Raw genomic sequence first — 17,712 nt, forward strand, 5'->3', positions numbered from 1 at the left:
CACATCATGATCATATAACCACCTTGATCCGCCTGGGATAATTTCTCCATCGAACATCAGGGCCACTGGCCCGTGGAGAACCCTCATGAATCCCTCATCGGAACGCGTAGGCCTGGCCCAGATGGCCACCGCGATGACCTTGTCCGGCACCCTGGGCGTGTTTGTGCTGGAGTCGGGCCAGAGCGCCTGGAACGTGGTTTTCTTCCGTTGCCTCTTCGGCGCGCTGTCCCTGTTCCTGTACTGCTGGGCGCGCGGCCTGCTCAAGCCCGGCCTGTTTACCGCCCGGACGCTGGCCCTGGCCCTGGCCGCCGGAGCCGCGCTGGTGCTGAACTGGGTATTGCTGTTTTCCGCCTATCGGCTGGCCTCCATATCCCTGGCCACCGCGGTCTACAACGTGCAGCCCTTCTTCCTGATCGGCCTGGGCGTGCTGTTTTTGGGCGAACGGCCCACGCGGGGCAAGTTGGCCTGGTCGGTGCTGGCGTTCAGCGGCCTCATGCTGGTGCTGCGCCTGTCGGACGCCGGTGGCGCGGACGGCCGCGCCTACCTGTCGGGGCTGATGCTGGGACTGGGCGCGGCGGCGCTCTATGGCGTCACCGCGATCATCGTCAAGCGGCTCAAGCACATTCCCCCGCAGGTGCTGGCGCTGGTGCAAGTGACGCTGGGGGCCGTCATGCTGCTGCCCATGGCGGATTTCAACGCCCTGCCCGCCGCTCCGCTGCAGTGGGGGTATCTGGTTGCGCTGGGACTGATCCACACCTGCCTGATGTACATCCTCATGTACTCGGCCATCCAGAAGCTGCCGACCACGTCCACTGCCGCCCTGAGCTTCATCTATCCGGCCGTGGCCATCCTGCTGGACTTCGTCGTCTATGGCCATCGCATGGACGCCACGCAGATCGCTGGCGTGGCCATGATCTTCGTGGCGGCTGCAGGCGTCAGCCTGAACTGGACCTGGCGCCTGCCGGGGCGGCCGCGAACGGGCACGGCCTGAACGCCTGCCGGCGAACCCGCGGCCAGCCCGGGTGGGGGCAAACCCGTACCCGCCCCCCGGTTATTGGGGCCGGCGCAAACCAAGCCCCGCTATCATGGCTTTTCCCTGCGCCGGCCGCCGCCGGCGCGATGAACAGGACATCCCATGATCGACCTCTATTACTGGACCACCCCCAACGGCCACAAGATCACGCTGTTCCTCGAAGAAACCGGCCTGCCCTACAAGATCCATCCGGTGAACATCAGCAAGGGCGACCAGTTCAAGCCCGAGTTCCTCGCCATCGCCCCGAACAACCGCATTCCCGCCATCGTCGACCAGGCCCCGGCCGGTGGCGGCGCGCCGATTTCGCTCTTCGAGTCGGGCGCCATCCTCCTGTATCTTGCCGAGAAGACCGGCCGCTTCCTGCCCGCCGACCTGCGCGGCCGCGCGGAGGTCTCGCAATGGCTGTTCTGGCAGATGGGAGGCCTGGGTCCCATGGCTGGCCAGAATCACCATTTCTCCGGATATGCGCAAGAACGCATTCCTTATGCCATCGAGCGCTACGTCAAGGAAACCAACCGCCTGTACGGTGTGCTGAACAAGCGGCTGGCGGACCGCGAATTCGTCGCTGGCGACTATTCCATCGCGGACATGGCCGCCTATCCCTGGATCGTGCCGCACGCCAAACAGGGCCAGGACTTGAACGAATTTCCGCACCTGAAGCGCTGGTTCGACGCCGTCGCGGCGCGCCCCGCGACCCAGCGCGCCTATGCCCTGGCCGACACCATCAATACGGCGCCTTCCATCAGCGACGAGGAATCGCGCCGCATCCTGTTCGGTCAGACCGCCCAGAACGTCACCCGCTGAAGGAGCCGCCATGCCCGACCCGCAACTGGTTTTCCGCCGCGCGCGCCTGGGGGACCTGCCGGCCATCGTCGCCCTGCTGGCCGACGATGAACTCGGCGCCACGCGCGAGAATCCCGCCTTGCCGCTGGACCCGCGCTATGCTGCGGCCTTTGCCGCGATCGGCCAGGACTCCAATCAGTTCCTGGCCGTGGTCGAGCAGGACTCGAACCTGGTCGGCTGTTTGCAGTTATCGTTCATACCCGGCCTGTCCCGCTTGGGCCAATGGCGCGGGCAGATCGAGAGCGTGCGCATCGCTTCGTCGTCGCGCGGCGCCGGCCTGGGACGCAAGATGTTCGAATGGGCGATCGAGCAATGCCGTGTCCAGGGTTGCGGCCTGGTGCAGTTGACCACGGACCGCGCCCGTCCGGACGCGCGCAGGTTCTATGAAAGCCTGGGCTTTAAGGCCAGCCACGACGGCATGAAGCTCAGCCTGTAGTTTTTGGTACTGATTCAGCAAGGAGCGCCCATGCATGGCGAATATAAAGTCCCCGGCGGTAAATTGGTCGTCGCGGATCTGGAAGTGCGCGATGGCCGGCTGGCCGACGTACGCATCAGCGGCGACTTTTTCCTGGAGCCGCCCGAGGCCCTGGACGCCATCAACCGCGGCCTGAACGGCCTGCCGGCCGACGCCGGCGAACTGGAGCTGGCGCTGGCCGTGCAATCCGCCCTGCCCGCGGATGCCGAAATGTTCGGCTTTTCGGCCGAGGCCATCGCCGTCGTACTGCGGAGGGCGCTGGCATGACGCGCACCGACTGGAACGACTACGACTGGCAACTGATCCATGAGGGACCGCAAGAGCCCGCGCTGCACATGGCGCTGGACGCCGTCATCACCGACGAGGTCGGCGCGGGCCAGCGCCCGCCAACCCTGCGCATCTGGGAATGGTCCTCGCCCGCCGTCGTGATCGGCCGCTTCCAATCGCTCAAGAACGAGGTCGATCCCGAAGGCGCGCGCCGCCACGGCATCCAGGTCGTGCGCCGTGTTAGCGGCGGCGGCGCCATGTTCATCGAGCCCGGCAACTCCATCACCTATTCGCTCAGCGCTCCGCAGGCGCTGGTGCATGGCATGAGTTTCCAGGAGTCCTACGCCTTCCTGGACGCCTGGGTGCTCACCGCCCTGCAGGGGCTGGGCATCAAGGCCTGGTACCAGCCGCTCAACGACATTGCCTCGGACATCGGCAAGATCGGCGGCGCGGCGCAAGCGCGCCGCGGTGGCGCCGTACTGCACCACGTGACGATGTCCTACGACATCGACGCGGATAAAATGGTCGAGGTCCTGCGCATCGGCCGCGAAAAGCTGTCCGACAAAGGCACCACCAGCGCCAAAAAGCGCGTCGACCCCTTGCGCACCCAGACCGGATTGGCGCGGGAAGTCATCATCGACCGCATGGTGGAAACTTTTGCCGGCCTGCATCGTCTCACCCCGGGGCAGGTGGGCAGCGAGACGCTGGCGCGCGCGCAAGCGCAGGCGGCCGAAAAGTTCTCCACGCCCGAGTGGACCGGCGTGGTGCCCTGAGCCGCCCCGCCCCGATTTTCTGGAGGTAGTTTCAATGCGTCGCACATTCACGCCGCAAGGCGCGATAAGCGGTCTCATCCTGGGCGCGGCCGTCCTGGCCCTGGCGGGCTGCGGCAGCACGCCGCCCGCCGACATCACCCTGGCCACGCCGGCGCCGGCCTCCGCGTCCACGCCGGAAAAGGTCGGCGACCTGTCCACCGAGCGCATCAAGTGGGCATCCAGCAAGCCGGGCTGCGAGGGCGACTGCCCCCGCATCGAAATCGATAGCGTCGCGTTCCCCGGCATTCCCAAACTCACCGCTCTGGTGGACCACGTCCTGGCCTACATGACCGGCACCGACGCCAACCGCCGCGGCCCCTACGACACACTGTCCGAGTACACGCAGTACTTCTGGTCAGTGGCGCGCGCCCGCGACGCCACCTATTTCAAGGCAAGCGTGAAAGACACGGTGGGCGACATCGTGGCCGTGGAACTGCATACCGAACAGTTTCTGACAGGTGCGGCGCACGGCATTCCCGCCACCCAGTACCTGAACTGGGAACGCAGCCGCGGCCGTGTGATGAGCCTGGAAGAAGCCTTGATACCGGGCCGCCATCCGCAATATGTCGCGGCGCTGCGGCAGGCGCATGCCAAATGGCTGGCGGGCAATCCCGATGCGCGCCGGGACCCGGCCGCCTACAACAAGATGTGGCCGTTCCAGGAAAGCGACAACTATGCGTTGACGCGGGACGGCGTCGTGGTGAAGTACGACGCCTATTCCATCGCGCCTTACTCGCATGGCGAACCCGAACTGAGCATTCCCTATTCGGAACTGCGGGGGATCCTGAAGCCCGAACTGCTGCCTGCTTCGTAGGCGGGATGCCTGAACGCCCGCGGCCATCGCGGGCGTTTTGCACGGCACCAAGCCGGGGTTCGGTTGAGCGGACTGAGGATGGAGCTAGGGAGGTGGCCGCTTTTTTCGCGTCTGTGGCCGGGTAAGACGCCCAGTCCGCTCAGTGCAACCGCGGTGGCGGGACGACGCCGGCGCGCCGTCCCTGCACGCCGCGCGTCCTAGAAGCGGTGACGCACGCCCACCATCGCCACGGTGCTCTTCACGCCATCGACGAACGCGAAGTTGGTGGCATACGACCCCAAGGCGTACAGATTGGTGCGCTTGGACAGGTTGTAGGTGTACCCCAGGCTGTAGACGTTCATGGTGGCGTCGTCGCCCGTCAGCTTGTCGCTGTCGGTATCGGCGCGCTGCCACGAAGCCAGGATGTTGCTGGCGCCGCCAATCGGCACGCTCAGGCCCACCAGGTAGGAATTGGCTTTGAAGCCCGACACGGCCACATTGGTGCCGAAGCCTTTGGCCTCGGGGCTGCCGCTGCCGAAAGCATTGACGCCCTGCCCGGTGAACCAGCCGTCGCGCGTCTGGCCATAGGCCAGCGCCAGCTTCAGCACTTCGAAGTCGTACGAACCGCCCACCATCCAAGACTTGGGCGTGGCGTCCGTGTTCAACTGGTTGGCCGGGTTCAGTTGGTCATAGGTCAATGCCACATTCACCGGGCCGTTGACATAGCGCAGGCCGGTCGTGATGGCGCGCGTATTGTCGGCGGTCTTGAAACCGGTTTGCGCGGCCGTCGTGTCGGAAGCATTGAACGAGTAGCCGATGCCGAACTGCAGGCCGCTGAACGACGGCGTCGAGTACTGCACCATGTTGTCGTAGCGGACGGTGTTCGCGGCGCTGAACGCCACGCCGACGTTGGCCTGCCCGTAGCTGCCGCCAAACGGATCGATCGCGGCAAAGTATTTCGATGCGATGTTGGTCTGACGGCCCAGTTCCAGCAGGCCCCAAGACGTGCTCTTCAGGCCGATGGTGGCCTGGCGACCGAACAGGCGGCCGCTCTGGCCCGACGTGCCGTTGGCCGAGTTGAAGCCGCTTTCCAGCGTGAACACGGCGCTCAGGCCGTCGCCGAGGTCTTCGGCGCCGCGCAGGCCCCAGCGCGAGCCGCTGGACACGCCGTTGACCATGCCCACTTTGGACTCGTGGTAGCCATCGCCCTTGATGCGCTGGTAGCCGATGCCCGTGTCGATCAGGCCGTAGAGCGTCACCGAGGTTTCCGCTTGCGCCGTGGCGCCGAACGCGGCCAGCATGGCGGTGACGAACAAAGTCTTTTTCATTGCAAATTCCCATTGATTGAACAGACATGCGCATACAGGCTTGCACGCAATGCGAGCGGCGCGCACGGCGCATGGCAGGAACGGATTCTAGGGACGCAATGTGTCAGTTCTTGTTACGCAAGCCGGGAAAATCCCTAGGCAGCGAAATCGGACGCTCGGTGTCGCGGATGGCCGACACCGCCGCGCACATCGGCAGCGGCCGCAACGCACGCAATGATGGTGTGCTATTCATGCGCGAGGCGCCGACTGGCTGACGCAGCAATGAAAATCGCCCCTTGCGGGGCGATTTCCGTTTTTGCCGACGTGCCGTTGCCACAAGCAGAGCCTGCTTATGGCAACGGCATGTGGCGGTTCTTGTCTCCCTGCCCTCCTCGGCGCGACGTCCGCGGACGCCCCGCCGTATCGGGTATCAGGGATACAGGCCGCGCACCTGGCGCGCTTGCAGAATGCGCGTGCAAGCAACGATGAACGCCGCCGTGCGCAACGTGACCTTGTGTTCCTTGGCCACTTGCGACACCGCTGCGTACGCTTCGCGCATGATGCGCTCCAGGCGCTGGTTGATCTCGTCCTCGCTCCAGAAGAAGCTGGAGAAATCCTGCACCCATTCGAAGTAGCTGACCGTCACGCCGCCTGCATTGGCCAGCACGTCCGGCACGACGTAGACGCCATGTTCGGCCAGAATGTCGTCGGCTTCCGGCGTGGTCGGGCCGTTGGCGCCTTCCACCACAATCTTCGCGCGCACTTTGGGAGCATTGGCCGCTGTGATCTGGCTTTCCAGGGCGGCGGGGATCAGGAATTCGGTTTCCAGCGTCCAGAACTCGTCCTTGTCCATGGCCTGGCCGCCGGAGAAGCCGCCCACGCCGCCATGCTGCGACACATAGGACAGCAACTTGTGCACGTCCAACCCTTCGGCGTTGTGGACGGTGCCGGTGTGGTCCTGCGCCGCGATGACCTTGGCGCCGGCTTCATGGAACAGGCGGGCGGCGGTGCCGCCCACGTTGCCGAAGCCCTGCACGACCACGCGGGCCTTGGACACGTCGATGTTCAGGTCCCGGGCGGCTTCGCAGCCGACCACAAACACGCCGCGGCCGGTGGCCTCGACGCGGCCCAGGCTGCCGCCCAGCGCGATCGGCTTGCCGGTGACCACGCCGGTGGCGGTCGCGCCTTCGTTCATGGAGTACGTGTCCATCATCCAGGCCATGGTCTGCGCGTTGGTGTTCACGTCGGGAGCCGGGATGTCCTTGGACGGTCCGATGATCACGCCGATTTCCGAGGTGTAGCGGCGCGTCATGCGCTCGAGTTCGGAAGCCGACAGCTTGCGCGGGTCGACCCGCACGCCGCCCTTGGCGCCGCCATAGGGCAGGTTCACGGCGGCATTCTTGATCGACATCCAGGCCGCGAGCGCCATCACTTCGGAAAGCGTGACGTCCTGGTGAAAGCGCACGCCGCCCTTGCCGGGGCCGCGCGAGGTGTTGTGCTGGACACGGTAGCCCTCGAAGTGGGCAATGCTGCCGTTATCGAGCTCGATAGGCACGTCGACGATCAGCGAGCGCTTCGGACGCTTCAGGGTTTCAACCCACCGCGCCAGGGAACCGAGATACGGGGTGACCCGATCGACTTGTTGCAGGTAGTTGCCCCAGGGGCCGAGGTCTTCGGCGTTCAGATAAGACGGCAAGGCGTGGGTGGGAGTTTGAGACATGAGCATGCTCTCCTGACTAAGTTGCGCCATTTTATCCACGAAAGTAATAACGTCCCCATTTAAAGTGAAAATATTTTAAATAGGGACATATTACTGTTGTGGCCACCGAACGGGTCACAAACCCGAGCCTGATGCTGCTCTCATCCTAAGCCGCGAAACTGGCAGCGTCCAGCCTGCCAGTCATAAGCGGGAGGCCTTGCAGCCAGTCATGCGGGGGATGAAAAACGGGGCGGTTTCCTGTTATGAAAACCGCCCCGCCGGTCCTGCCATGAGCCGTCTCGCCTCATCCAATGGATGAGGCCGGCCGCGCGCTCAATCCGTCAGCAATTGCCAAGCCAGGCGGGCCGCCGCGCGCGCGCCGTGCCCATCCTGGTCGAAGCGCGGATTGAACTCCGCCATGTCGGCCACGCGCAGCTTGCCGCTGGCCTTGACCCGCAAGACGATTTCCTCGACCACCGTCAACGGCACCCCGTAAGGAGCCGGCGCCGATACGCCTGGCATGACCGCCGCAGGCAACACGTCCAGATCGATGGTCAGGTACACGTGCCGCGCCCGGGCAAGCAACGCGTCGACATTGGCCAGGCGCGCCGCCAGATGGCGTTCCTGCATGTCACGGTCCTCGACCCAGATGGCCCCGACCTCGGCCGCGCGCGCATACAACGCCGGCGTGTTGGCCAGCCGCGATACGCCCAGGCAGGCGTATTGCAGCGCCCGGCCGCGCTCCTCGCAATAACGCGAGATCTGGTCGAACGGCGTGCCGGAACTCCCGGGGCGTCCGGTGCGCAGGTCAAAGTGCGCATCCAGGTTCAACACCAGCACAGGCTCCGTGTCGCCGTGGGCGTCCAGCCAGCGCGCCAGGCCCTGGAAGCTGCCCCAGGCGATTTCGTGACCGCCGCCCAGCACCACCGGACGAGCCCCCTGCTCCATCAATTCCGCCACACGCAGGCCCAACTGCTCCTGGGCGTCTTCCAGCCGGTCGCCCTCGCAGGCCACGTCGCCGGCGTCCAGCAGGCGGGTCAGGCCGTGGGCGGGCAAACCGGCAAGGAATTTGCGGATGGCCGGCGGGCCCTCAGCCGCGCCGATGCGACCCTGGTTGCGGGCCACGCCCGCATCGCAAGCAAAGCCCAGCAGCACCGCCTCGCCCTTGCGCGCCTGACCTGCAGCCGCCTCGACAATGTGCGCCAAGCGACGCGTGTCGCCCTGCTCAGCGCTATCGTCGCGGGCCTTCCACAGGCTTTTGTCGAATTGCGGCGCCGTCATGCAGCCCCCTGCCCGGCACTGAGAACCGCCTGCAGGAACTCGCGCGTGCGCGGCTCGCGGGGCTGGGTAAAGATCACGTCGGGCGAACCGGATTCCAGGATCACGCCGCCGTCCATCACCGCCACTACGTCCGCCACATCCCGGGCAAAGCCCATTTCGTGCGTGACCACCATCATCGTCATGCCTTCCTTGGCCAGCAGCTTCATGACCTGCAGCACTTCACCCACCAGTTCCGGATCGAGCGCCGAGGTCGGCTCGTCGAACAGCATGACCTTGGGCTGCATGGCCAGGGCGCGAGCGATGGCCACTCGCTGCTTTTGCCCGCCGGACAGGCTGGCAGGCATCGCCGACATCTTCTGACCCAGGCCGACCTTGTCCAGCAAGTCCGCCGCCAGCGCGTTGGCCTCTTCGCGGCCCATGCCGCGCAGCTTGCGCGGTCCAACCGTCACGTTGTCCAGCACCGACAGGTGCGGGAACAGATTGAAGCCCTGGAACACCATGCCCACCTGCATGCGCAGTTGGTTGAGCTCCGCTTCAGGCAACAGCGTGCCGTGGTCCAGCAGGGTCTGGCCGCAGATGTCGATGGTGCCGGCCTGCGCGACTTCCAGGCCGTTGCAGCAGCGCAGCAAGGTGCTCTTGCCCGAACCGCTGGGTCCGATCACCACCACCACCTGGGATGGCAGCACGTCGAAGTCGATGCCGCGCAACACGTCGTGGTCGCCGTAGGACTTGCACAGTCCGCGGATGCGGATCATTTCTTGCAGGTCCGCGGCCTGGGTCGTAGCGGAATTCATTGCAGAAGTCATTGCACCATCCCCCCCGCGCGCAGGCGGTGTTCAACCTTGCGCAGCACCAGCATGGTGGCCGTGGTCAGGATCAGATAAATCAGCGCCACCACCAGATAGGTCTCCAGCGAGCGATAGGACACGCTGATGATCTTCTGGCCTTCGTGCATCAGGTCGTGGATCGTCAAGAGCGACACCAGGGCCGAGTTCTTGATCAGCGCGATGAATTCGTTGCCCAGCGGCGGGATCATGCGCACGACAGCCTGCGGCAGCACGATGATGCGCATGGCCTGGCCCGAGGACATGCCCAGCGAGCGCGCCGCTTCGGTCTGGCCGCGGTCCACCGACTGGATCGCGCCGCGCACGATTTCGGACACGTAGGCGCCCGAGTACATGCCCAGGCCCAGCACGCCGCAGGCGAACGCCGGCAGGGTGATGCCGAAATGCGGCAGGCCGAAGAACCAGATGAACAACTGCACCAGCAACGGCGTGCCGCGGAACAGCAGCAGGTAGACGCTGCACAGGTTGTAAATGACGTAGCGCCTGGGGTTCAGGCGCCCCACGCCGACCAGCAGGCCGATGACGCAGGCCAGCAGCAAGGCGCCCGCGGTCACCTCGACGGTGACCACGGCGCCATTGATCAGCGCGCCGAAGTCGGCAAAGACGGGAGAAAAATCCAGGTTCATTTCGCGGGCGCCTCGAACCACTTGTTCACGATGGCCTGGTAGCTGCCGTCGGCCTTCAGCTTTTGCAGCGCGGCGTTCAGGTCACGAGTCAGCTCAGGCTTGCTCTTGGGCACGGCGATGCCGTAATCCTCGGTGGTGATCTGCTCGGCCAGCACGGTCAGGTCCGGCGTGCTCTGGGCGAACAGCTTGGCGGCGGGCTTACCCGTCACGGCCGCTTCCGCGCGTCCGATCTGCACCAGATTGAACATCTCCTGGTTCTTCTCGACTTCCACGCGCTGCACCGACGGATAGTGTTCCTTCAGGTAGTTGACCGACTTCGTGCCCACCTGCACCGACACCTTGCGGCCGTCCAGATCCTTCAGCGTCTTGACCGGGCCGTCCTTCTTGGTCATGACGACCAGGCCGCCCGCGTAGTAGGGATCGGTAAAGTCCACGACCTTGGCCCGTTCCGGCGTGATGTAGATCGCGGACACGGCGATGTCGGCGCGGCCGGCCTGCAGGGCGGGAATCAGGCCCTTGAAATCGATGTCGATCCATTCGACTTTCTTGCCCATGGCGCCGGCCAGCGCTTCCACCAGTTCGATGTCGAATCCGGTGCGCTTGCCGTCCTTGACGAACTCCATCGGCGGGAAGGTCGCGTCGGTGACGGCGCGTATGGTTTCCTGGGCGAACGCCGGACCGGCGCTCCAGGCGAAGCCCAGCGTCAGGGCGGCGGTCAGCAGTGTGCGACGAGTGGTCATGGTAGGTCCTCTATGGAATTGGGATACGGCGGTCGGGTGTCTAGGGGTACGGCGTGGAAAAGAAGAAGGCAGTCTTAATGGGCTTGCAGCTTCGCCGAGATGCGCCGGGCCGCAGCCACGGTCATTTCGGTCAAGGCCTCGGGCCGCTGGGCGGCCCGGGTGGACGGCGCCATCAGCGTGATCGAAGCCACGGCCTGGTTGGCGCGTTGAAAAATGGGCACGCTGACGCCCCAGACGCCGGCGTCGACCTCGCTGTCGGTCACGGCGTAGCCCTGGGCGCGGATGGTTTCAAGCTCGTGTCCGAGACGGGTGGCATCGACGCCAGCCTCGGCCGCCAGGTACGCCAGCGCCGCCTGCAGGCGCGCCAACGGCATAAAGGCCAGGAGCGATTTGGCGGACGCTCCGCGCGCCAGCGGCAGGCCCCGTCCCTTGGTGAAGGAACAGCGCAGCGGATGCTGGCTTTCGATCATGTCCAGGCACACCGCCTGGTCCTTGACCGCCACCAGCAGCCCTATGGTTTCGCCGGAAGCGGCGGCCAGCGCAGCCAGGTCGGGCTGGGCTTCATGGATCAGGAACGAGGACTGGTCAAAACCCCAAGCCAGTTGCACGCACAGCGGGCCGGGGCCGTACTCGCCATCGTGCTCGGCGACGAACCCCCAGCGCTTGAGCAGCGCGACCTGGCGGTACAGGGTGCTCTGCGCCAAGCCAGTCTGCTCGGCCAGGGCAGCGATGCTGAGGGGGCCGTCATGCCTGGCCAGGGTCGCCAGCACATACAGCACGCGGTCCGCGCCCGCCCCCACCGATTGATCCGCTTTCAACATTTGGCTCCAAACTAACGGAGCGCAGATTATCAATTTATGGCTTTCAGATCGCTTTTTATTCCCGAATACTGAGAATTACTGGGGAAAACCCCGAAAGGCGGACACAAAAAAGGCGCCCGAAGGCGCCGAAGGATCCGCCGCGCCCCGGCGGAACGCGTCGGATCATTCCATGATTCCTCGTAGCGACCGGTGCGGCTCGGTCAGACCTGATGGGCCGTGGAACCCAGGATGCGCTCCGCGCAGCGTGCCCAGTACAGCAGCCGGGCGTCCTCTTTCACGAAGCCGACCATCTGGAAACCCAGCGGCAAGCCGTTGGGTCCGCGTGCAACCGGCAGGGTGATGGACGGGTTATGCAGTAGCGACCAAATGCGTATGAAGGCCGAACTCCCCGTGGTGCTGGCCGGCGGCGCCTCTCCCAGCGTGGAAGGCATGGCTACCGCGTCCACGTCGCGCGCCGCGTCGTAGAAGGCCCGGCGGCAGGCGTCGGCGGCATCCAGCGCCCCCGCGTAGTCGGCGGCGGACAGCCCCTCGCCCATGGTCAGGTACTCGATCAGCCCGGGATCGCAGCGCGCCGCGTGGTCACGCTTGATCGCGGCGTACTCGCGCGCGAGGTCGTAGGCCATGATCACGTCCTGCGCCTCTCCCATGGTGTCGAACGCCGCCGGCATTTCCAGCTCCGTGACCTTCACGCCAGCGGCCGACAGCCCGCGCAGGTTGGCCTCGAAGCTATCGCGCATGCAGGGTTCCGTGTCCGCCCAATCCTTCGGACGCCATACGCCCACGCGGAAATCGCTGCGCAGCGCCGAGGCGGGGTCGTAACGCGGGTCCCCGGTAAAGGCGCGCATGAACAAGGCCGCGTCGTCCACCGACCGCGCGATCGGTCCGATCACGTCCAGCACCCGCGAATAGCGCCGGATCGCCACGTAGGGAATGGCGTCCAGTGTGGGCTTGAACCCCACCGCACCGCAGAACGCCGAGGGGCGCAGGATCGAGCCCGCGGTCTGCGTGCCGATGGACAATGGCGTCATGAAGTCGGCCACCGCGGCCGCAGAACCCGCGGAAGACGCGGCCGGCGTGCGGGTCAGGTCGTGCGGGTTGCGCGCCGGTCCCGGCAGCATGATGGCGTGGCGCGACACGGTATTCTTGCCCAGCAGATTGAAGCCCAGGTCGTGCGCCTGAGTCACCACGGGCGCGTCGGCCTGTGGCTGGCGGCCGGGAAAGATTTCCGGGTCGCCCAGCTCGGTAGGCATGGACGCCGTGTCGATGGTGTCCTTGATGCCCAACGGCACGCCATCCAGCGGACGCTGCCGGCCATGGCGGTCCCACTCGCGGGCGCGGGCCAGCGCGCCCTCGGCGTCCACCCGAACCCAGGCCTTGACGCCGCCATTGCGCTCCTCGATGCGGTCCAGGCAGGCGCGCGCCCAGGCCTCGCAGGTCAGTTTGCCCTGCTCCAGGGCAGCCAGCCCCTGGACGGCGGTCAAGGCAGCGATGGCGCTGGGTGCCGGGCGGCTTACGGCGGACGCCGCGGAAGCTATTGTGTCGGAAGTACGCAAGTTGCAGCTCCTGGAAGAACGTTAGGAATTGAGGGGCCCCGGACTCTCAGGCGGCGGAGCCGCCTTGCGGACGATCTGCCGCTGGATGACCGGCCCGGCCGATGTACAGATCGCTCATGTGCTGGTTGGCCAGCAGCGCCTGTCCCGTATCGGTCAGCACGATGCGGCCGGAATCGAGGATGTAGCCGCGGTCGCTGAACGCCAGCGCCTGGCGCGCGCGCTGCTCCACCATCAACACGCCCACGCCAATCTGCGGCAGGCGCCTCACTTCGGCGAACACCTGCTCGGTCAATGCCGGCGACAAGGCGGCCGAAGGCTCGTCCAGCACCATCAAGCGCGGCGAAGACATCAGCGCGCGCGCAAAGGCCAGCTGTTGGCGCTCGCCGCCGGACAGGTTCTCGGCATGCGTCTTGCGCCGGCCGGCCAGCGCGGGAAACAGGTCGAACATGTCGCGGATACGCTTTTCGCGCGCCTGCACGTGCTCGACCACCTGCAGGTTCTCAAGCACGGTCAGCGCGCCGAACACATTGCGCACCTGCGGCACGTACGAAATGCCGATGCGCACGCGCTCCTCTACCGGCAGCGCAAGCAGGTCCCGGCCGTCAAAGGTCATGGTCCCGGCAATGCGCGGCAACAGCCCCATCACCGCCTTGACCAGCGTGGACTTGCCGGCGCCATTGGTGCCAGCGATGGTGACGATCTCGCGCGGCGCCACGGTCATGTCGATGCCGGACACGATATCAACCTCGGCATAGCCGCCGGACAGGCCCTGCATGACGAGCTGGCTCATATCACTCCTCCCATGTACGCTTCGCGCACCTGTTCGTTGGCCAGGACTGCATCCGGCGTCCCTTCGGCGATGACGCGCCCGCGGTCCATGACGTACATGCGCGGCACGATGCGCGCCAGTTCTTCCAGGTTGTGCTCGATGATGGCGACAGTCAGGCCGCGCTGGTTCAGTTCCACGATGCGCGCAGACAGCTCTTCGATCAGCACCGGGTTGACGCCCGCGAACGGTTCGTCCAACAGGATGCAGCGCGGCTCCAGCATCAGCAGCCGCCCCAGCTCCAGCAGTTTTTTCTGCCCGCCCGACAGCTTGCCGGCCGGCTCGTCCGCCACCCGCGCCAGATTCAGGAACGCCAACAGCTCATGCACGCGCTCGGCGTTGCGGGCTTCCTCCCGCGCCACTTCGCGGCGCGCGAACACCAGCGCCGCCAGTTTTTCACCACGCTGGTCCGGCGCCGCGGCCATCATGTTGTCAAAGACCGTCAGCTGGCTGAACTCGCGCGGCACCTGGAAAGTGCGCGCCAGGCCCCGACGCACACGCTGGTGCACGGCGATGCCCGTGATGTCTTCGTCCGCGAAGCGCACCGAGCCGGCAGTGGGCGGGATATAACCCGTCACCACCGAGAACAGCGTGCTTTTGCCCGCGCCGTTGGTGCCGATCACGCCGACCAGCTCGCCCTTGCGCACCTCCAGCGACACGTCGTCCAGCGCCTTGAAGCCGCCAAAGCTGGCGCTGAGCCCTTTTATGGAAAGCAGCGTCATGCCTTATCTCCTGCGGGTGGTGGTTGCATTGCCGAAAATCCCCTGCGGCCGGTAGAGCACCACGCAGATGAGCGCCAGGCCGATGACGCCGATGCGCACGCTGGCCATCTGCACTTCGGAAATGCCCCCGACGAAATCACGCACGAAGCGCGACCCCTCCAGGAATCCGACCAGCAGCACCGTGCCGGCCACCACGCCGCTCAGCCGCCCCACCCCGCCCAGGATGATGGCGATCCAGATGTAGAAGGTGATCAGCGGCACGAACTGTTCGGGACTGATGAAGGTCAGGTAATGCGCCTGGAAGGCGCCCGCCAGGCCGGCCAGCCCCGCGCCCAGCATCAGCGAGCGGGTCTTGAAGCGGGCGGGATCCTTGCCCAGCGCCCGTACCGCCACCTCGTTGTCGCGTACCGCTTCGATCACTCGCCCGAACGGGCTGCGTATGACGACATGGATGAGGAACAAGGCGCCGGCATTGACCGCCAGCAGCAACAGCATGATCCACAGGTCCACCGTCTGCGGCGAGGCCCAGCCGGCGAACAGCCGCGGGATTCCCGGCAGGCCGTGCATCCCCCGCGTCAGCCATTCCTCGGTCTGCAGCATCATGCGGACCGATTCGGAAAAGCCCAGGGTCACGATGGCCAGGTAGTCGCTGCCCAGCCGCAAGGCGATCATGCCCAGCGGCCATGCCGCCAGCGCCGCGAACGCGGCCGCCGCTGCCATCGACAAGGGGATGGGCACCCCCTTGAGCGACAACAGGGCCGAGGTATAGGCGCCGATGGCGAAAAAGCCGACGTGGCCGAAATTGATCAGTCCGGTGAACCCGTAATGCAGCGACAGCCCGAAGGCCAGCAGCATGTAGATCAGGATCCCGATGGCGATAGCAATCAGATAGGCTTCCATGATTTCACCTCGCCGCCATCGGACGGCCGAAGATACCCTGAGGACGCAGCAGCAGCACGCACAGCAGCACCGCGAAGGCGAACACGATCTTGTAGGCGGGCCCGACCACCAGGCTGGCCACTTCCTGCGCAATGCTGAACACCATGATCCCGACGATGGCGCCCACCGGATTGCCGATGCCGCCCAGGATGACCGCCGCGAACATCGGCATCAGTAGCTCCCAGCCCAGCTCGGGAATCACCACCGCCTTGATGCCCAGCAGCACGCCCCCCAAGCCGCAGTAGGCTCCGGCGATGGTCCAGAGGGTGACCATCACGCGCCGCCCGCGTATGCCGCTGGCCGCGGCGAGTTCGGGGTTGTCAGCCACCGCCCGCATGCGCCGCCCGGTCGGCGTCAGGTGCATCAGGCCGAATACCAGCGCCAGCGCCGCCACCGCCGTGCCGACGATGTACAAGTCGGTGGGCAGGATGCGCACGCCGCCGAAATTCCAGGCGCGCGTAAGCGGCAGATCGAAGGTGTACTGGTCCTGCCCGGCAAAGAACGTAATCGTGCTGCGCAGGGCGAACGCCACGCCGATGGACGCGATCAGGCGCGACACGTTCGAGCGAGACTCCAGCGGCCGGAACACCCAGGCATAGAAAAACAGGCTGACCAGGGTGGTCGCGGCGACGGCGGCCAGGCCGCCCGCCAACATCGAACCGCCAGCCAGCGCCTGAGTGAAGACGGCCGCGTAGGCGCCCAACGTCATGTAGTCGCCGCTGGCGGCATTGGGAAAGCGGGCGATGCCGAACACCAGCGTGATCGCCAGTGCCGGCAAGGCCAGCAGCATCCCGATCACAACGCCGTTGATCGCGGCGTTGATGACGGTGATTGCATCCATTCTTGTGTTCCCCTAGTGTTTTTATCGTCAGACCTGGCCGGCGATGACTTCTTTCAGCACCAGCTTGCCGTCGCGGATGTCAAAAACGCCGAAATCCGGCACGGTCTCGCCGTGTTTGCCGAAGTCCAGACGCGAGGACGCGCCGTCATAGTCCACCGGCTTGCCGGCGCGCAGCAGCGCCTGGCCCTGCGCGAAGCCGCTGACCTTTTCCCCGCCGCCCTGCGCGGTCACGGCGCGGATCTTGCCGTTGATGGCGGCCACGTCCGCGGTCGGCCCCGCCGCCTCGATGGCAAGCGCCAGCGTGATCACCATGTCGTAGGACTGCGAAGCAAAGATGTCCGGTTCGCGCTTCATGCGCTTGCGGAATTCGGCCGCGAAATGCTTGTAGGCCTGATGCTCGTGCGCGGCGACGTTCGAAATCGAGATGATGCCCTCGGTGGCCTCCTTGCCCAGCGCCTTCACCAGGTCCTCGTTGGCAGTCCAGCCGGGCATGATGAACTTGCAGTCCTGGCCTGTCTGGAACCACTCTTTAAGGATGATGGTGGCATCGGGCCGATATGCGCTCAGCGAGATCACGTCGGGTTTGGAGGCCAGCACCTTGGTCAGTTCGGTGCGGTAGGTGGTCTGGTTGGGTTCGTAGATGGTGAAGGCGCTGACCTGCCCGCCCTTCTCCTGCCAGGCATCCCGGAAGTAGTTGGCCTGGCCGACGAAGGTCGAGTTATTGAAGGCCATGACCGCCGGCCGCTTGAAGCCGCGCTGGCGCGCCACTTCGGCAAAGGCGCGGCCGAACACGGCATTGGACGCCTGGTACATCCAGGCCAGGCCGAGCTTGTTCTCGGTCAGCATTTCCGGCGCGCCGCAGGTGTTCATGGTGATGAGGCCCGCCGCGTTGGTGATGGGCATGGCGGCCAGGCCGACTGACGATGGCCAGATTCCGACCACCGCCTCGACCTTATTGATTTCAATCAGCTTCTTGACCGCCAGCACGGCGGCGTCGGGCTTGGTCTGGTCATCTTCGGCGTATAGCTGGATCTTCCGGCCGGCCGCGCCGCCGGCGGCATTGACCTCGTCGATGGCGATCTTGATGGCTTCCAGCATGGCCGGCCCATAGGGGCCGCCGACGCCGGTGATGGAGTTGAGCGCTCCCAGGCGGAACGGCTGGGCCGACTGCGCCCGGACCAGGGAGGGAACGGCGCCGCAGGCGGCCAGCGCTGCGCTGGCCGCGATAAAGCCGCGGCGGGAGAGATGGATGGGCTGTGTCATGAAGGTTCCTTGCGGCGTGAACATCT

General features: G+C 65.7%; 20 protein-coding genes. 6 read left to right on the top strand and 14 right to left on the bottom strand.

The features are described from left to right. Positions 1-85: 85 nt before the first annotated feature. The 6 genes from CEY08_RS13505 to CEY08_RS13530 all read left to right on the top strand — a co-directional run bounded on the left by CEY08_RS13505 (position 86) and on the right by CEY08_RS13530 (position 4,244). The gene (locus CEY08_RS13505) at positions 86-991 is read left to right on the top strand and encodes a DMT family transporter (RefSeq protein WP_063640806.1); all 906 of its coding nucleotides are present in this window, start codon (positions 86-88) and stop codon (positions 989-991) included. Positions 992-1,135: 144 nt separating this feature from the next. Continuing rightward, positions 1,136-1,837, top strand: coding sequence for a glutathione S-transferase N-terminal domain-containing protein (locus CEY08_RS13510; RefSeq protein WP_076813126.1), 702 nt, complete (start codon positions 1,136-1,138; stop codon positions 1,835-1,837). Positions 1,838-1,847: 10 nt separating this feature from the next. Next, positions 1,848-2,312, top strand: coding sequence for a GNAT family N-acetyltransferase (locus CEY08_RS13515; RefSeq protein ID WP_076813124.1), 465 nt, complete (start codon positions 1,848-1,850; stop codon positions 2,310-2,312). Positions 2,313-2,342: 30 nt separating this feature from the next. Beyond that, positions 2,343-2,618 carry a lipoate-protein ligase small subunit gene (gene lplB, locus CEY08_RS13520; protein WP_063640807.1) on the top strand — a complete coding sequence of 92 codons (276 nt, stop codon included), beginning with the start codon at positions 2,343-2,345 and terminating at the stop codon, positions 2,616-2,618. Continuing rightward, complete coding sequence (locus CEY08_RS13525; RefSeq protein ID WP_042793357.1) at positions 2,615-3,391, top strand: lipoate--protein ligase family protein; 777 nt, start codon at positions 2,615-2,617, stop codon at positions 3,389-3,391. Before lplB ends, CEY08_RS13525 begins: the two co-directional genes overlap by 4 nt. Before the next feature lie 34 nt (positions 3,392-3,425). After that, complete coding sequence (locus CEY08_RS13530; protein ID WP_042793356.1) at positions 3,426-4,244, top strand: RsiV family protein; 819 nt, start codon at positions 3,426-3,428, stop codon at positions 4,242-4,244. A gap of 197 nt (positions 4,245-4,441) precedes the next feature. On the opposite strand, the gene CEY08_RS13535 is transcribed toward CEY08_RS13530, so the two are convergent. The 14 genes from CEY08_RS13535 to CEY08_RS13595 form a co-directional block, all read right to left on the bottom strand. Then, positions 4,442-5,551, bottom strand: a complete 1,110-nt coding sequence (locus tag CEY08_RS13535) for a porin (protein ID WP_063640809.1) — start codon at positions 5,549-5,551, stop codon at positions 4,442-4,444. Between the two features lie 103 nt (positions 5,552-5,654). Further along, positions 5,655-5,783 (bottom strand): hypothetical protein, encoded by a 129-nt coding sequence (locus CEY08_RS30270; RefSeq protein WP_269471920.1) that lies wholly within the window; start codon positions 5,781-5,783, stop codon positions 5,655-5,657. Positions 5,784-5,960: 177 nt separating this feature from the next. Next, positions 5,961-7,250 carry a Glu/Leu/Phe/Val family dehydrogenase gene (locus CEY08_RS13540; RefSeq protein ID WP_042793354.1) on the bottom strand — a complete coding sequence of 430 codons (1,290 nt, stop codon included), beginning with the start codon at positions 7,248-7,250 and terminating at the stop codon, positions 5,961-5,963. 312 nt (positions 7,251-7,562) lie between these two features. Continuing rightward, the gene (gene hutG, locus CEY08_RS13545) at positions 7,563-8,510 is read right to left on the bottom strand and encodes a formimidoylglutamase (RefSeq protein ID WP_076813122.1); all 948 of its coding nucleotides are present in this window, start codon (positions 8,508-8,510) and stop codon (positions 7,563-7,565) included. Beyond that, positions 8,507-9,265, bottom strand: coding sequence for an amino acid ABC transporter ATP-binding protein (locus tag CEY08_RS13550; protein WP_165609294.1), 759 nt, complete (start codon positions 9,263-9,265; stop codon positions 8,507-8,509). Before CEY08_RS13550 ends, hutG begins: the two co-directional genes overlap by 4 nt. A gap of 47 nt (positions 9,266-9,312) precedes the next feature. Beyond that, complete coding sequence (locus CEY08_RS13555; RefSeq protein ID WP_063640812.1) at positions 9,313-9,981, bottom strand: amino acid ABC transporter permease; 669 nt, start codon at positions 9,979-9,981, stop codon at positions 9,313-9,315. Further along, positions 9,978-10,721 (bottom strand): transporter substrate-binding domain-containing protein, encoded by a 744-nt coding sequence (locus tag CEY08_RS13560; protein WP_042793352.1) that lies wholly within the window; start codon positions 10,719-10,721, stop codon positions 9,978-9,980. The genes CEY08_RS13555 and CEY08_RS13560 overlap by 4 nt, the downstream gene beginning before the upstream one ends. Before the next feature lie 74 nt (positions 10,722-10,795). Continuing rightward, on the bottom strand, positions 10,796-11,542 hold the full coding sequence (locus CEY08_RS13565) for an IclR family transcriptional regulator (protein WP_042793351.1): 747 nt from the start codon (positions 11,540-11,542) through the stop codon (positions 10,796-10,798). A 200-nt stretch (positions 11,543-11,742) separates the two neighbouring features. Then, positions 11,743-13,095 (bottom strand): amidase, encoded by a 1,353-nt coding sequence (locus CEY08_RS13570; protein WP_084738530.1) that lies wholly within the window; start codon positions 13,093-13,095, stop codon positions 11,743-11,745. Between the two features lie 46 nt (positions 13,096-13,141). Beyond that, on the bottom strand, positions 13,142-13,885 hold the full coding sequence (locus CEY08_RS13575) for an ABC transporter ATP-binding protein (protein WP_042793349.1): 744 nt from the start codon (positions 13,883-13,885) through the stop codon (positions 13,142-13,144). Further along, a complete protein-coding gene (locus CEY08_RS13580) occupies positions 13,882-14,643 on the bottom strand; it encodes an ABC transporter ATP-binding protein (protein ID WP_042793348.1) in 762 nt (253 codons plus the stop codon). The genes CEY08_RS13575 and CEY08_RS13580 overlap by 4 nt, the downstream gene beginning before the upstream one ends. A gap of 3 nt (positions 14,644-14,646) precedes the next feature. Further along, on the bottom strand, positions 14,647-15,543 hold the full coding sequence (locus CEY08_RS13585; RefSeq protein ID WP_063640813.1) for a branched-chain amino acid ABC transporter permease: 897 nt from the start codon (positions 15,541-15,543) through the stop codon (positions 14,647-14,649). A 4-nt stretch (positions 15,544-15,547) separates the two neighbouring features. Continuing rightward, entirely contained in the window at positions 15,548-16,423 is an 876-nt protein-coding gene (locus CEY08_RS13590) for a branched-chain amino acid ABC transporter permease (RefSeq protein WP_042793347.1), read from the bottom strand. Positions 16,424-16,450: 27 nt separating this feature from the next. Then, positions 16,451-17,686, bottom strand: coding sequence for an ABC transporter substrate-binding protein (locus CEY08_RS13595; RefSeq protein WP_223306462.1), 1,236 nt, complete (start codon positions 17,684-17,686; stop codon positions 16,451-16,453). Positions 17,687-17,712: the final 26 nt, after the last annotated feature.

This window comes from Achromobacter insolitus (genome assembly GCF_002209555.1).
GTDB classification, from domain to species: Bacteria; Pseudomonadota; Gammaproteobacteria; order Burkholderiales; family Burkholderiaceae_B; genus Achromobacter; species Achromobacter insolitus.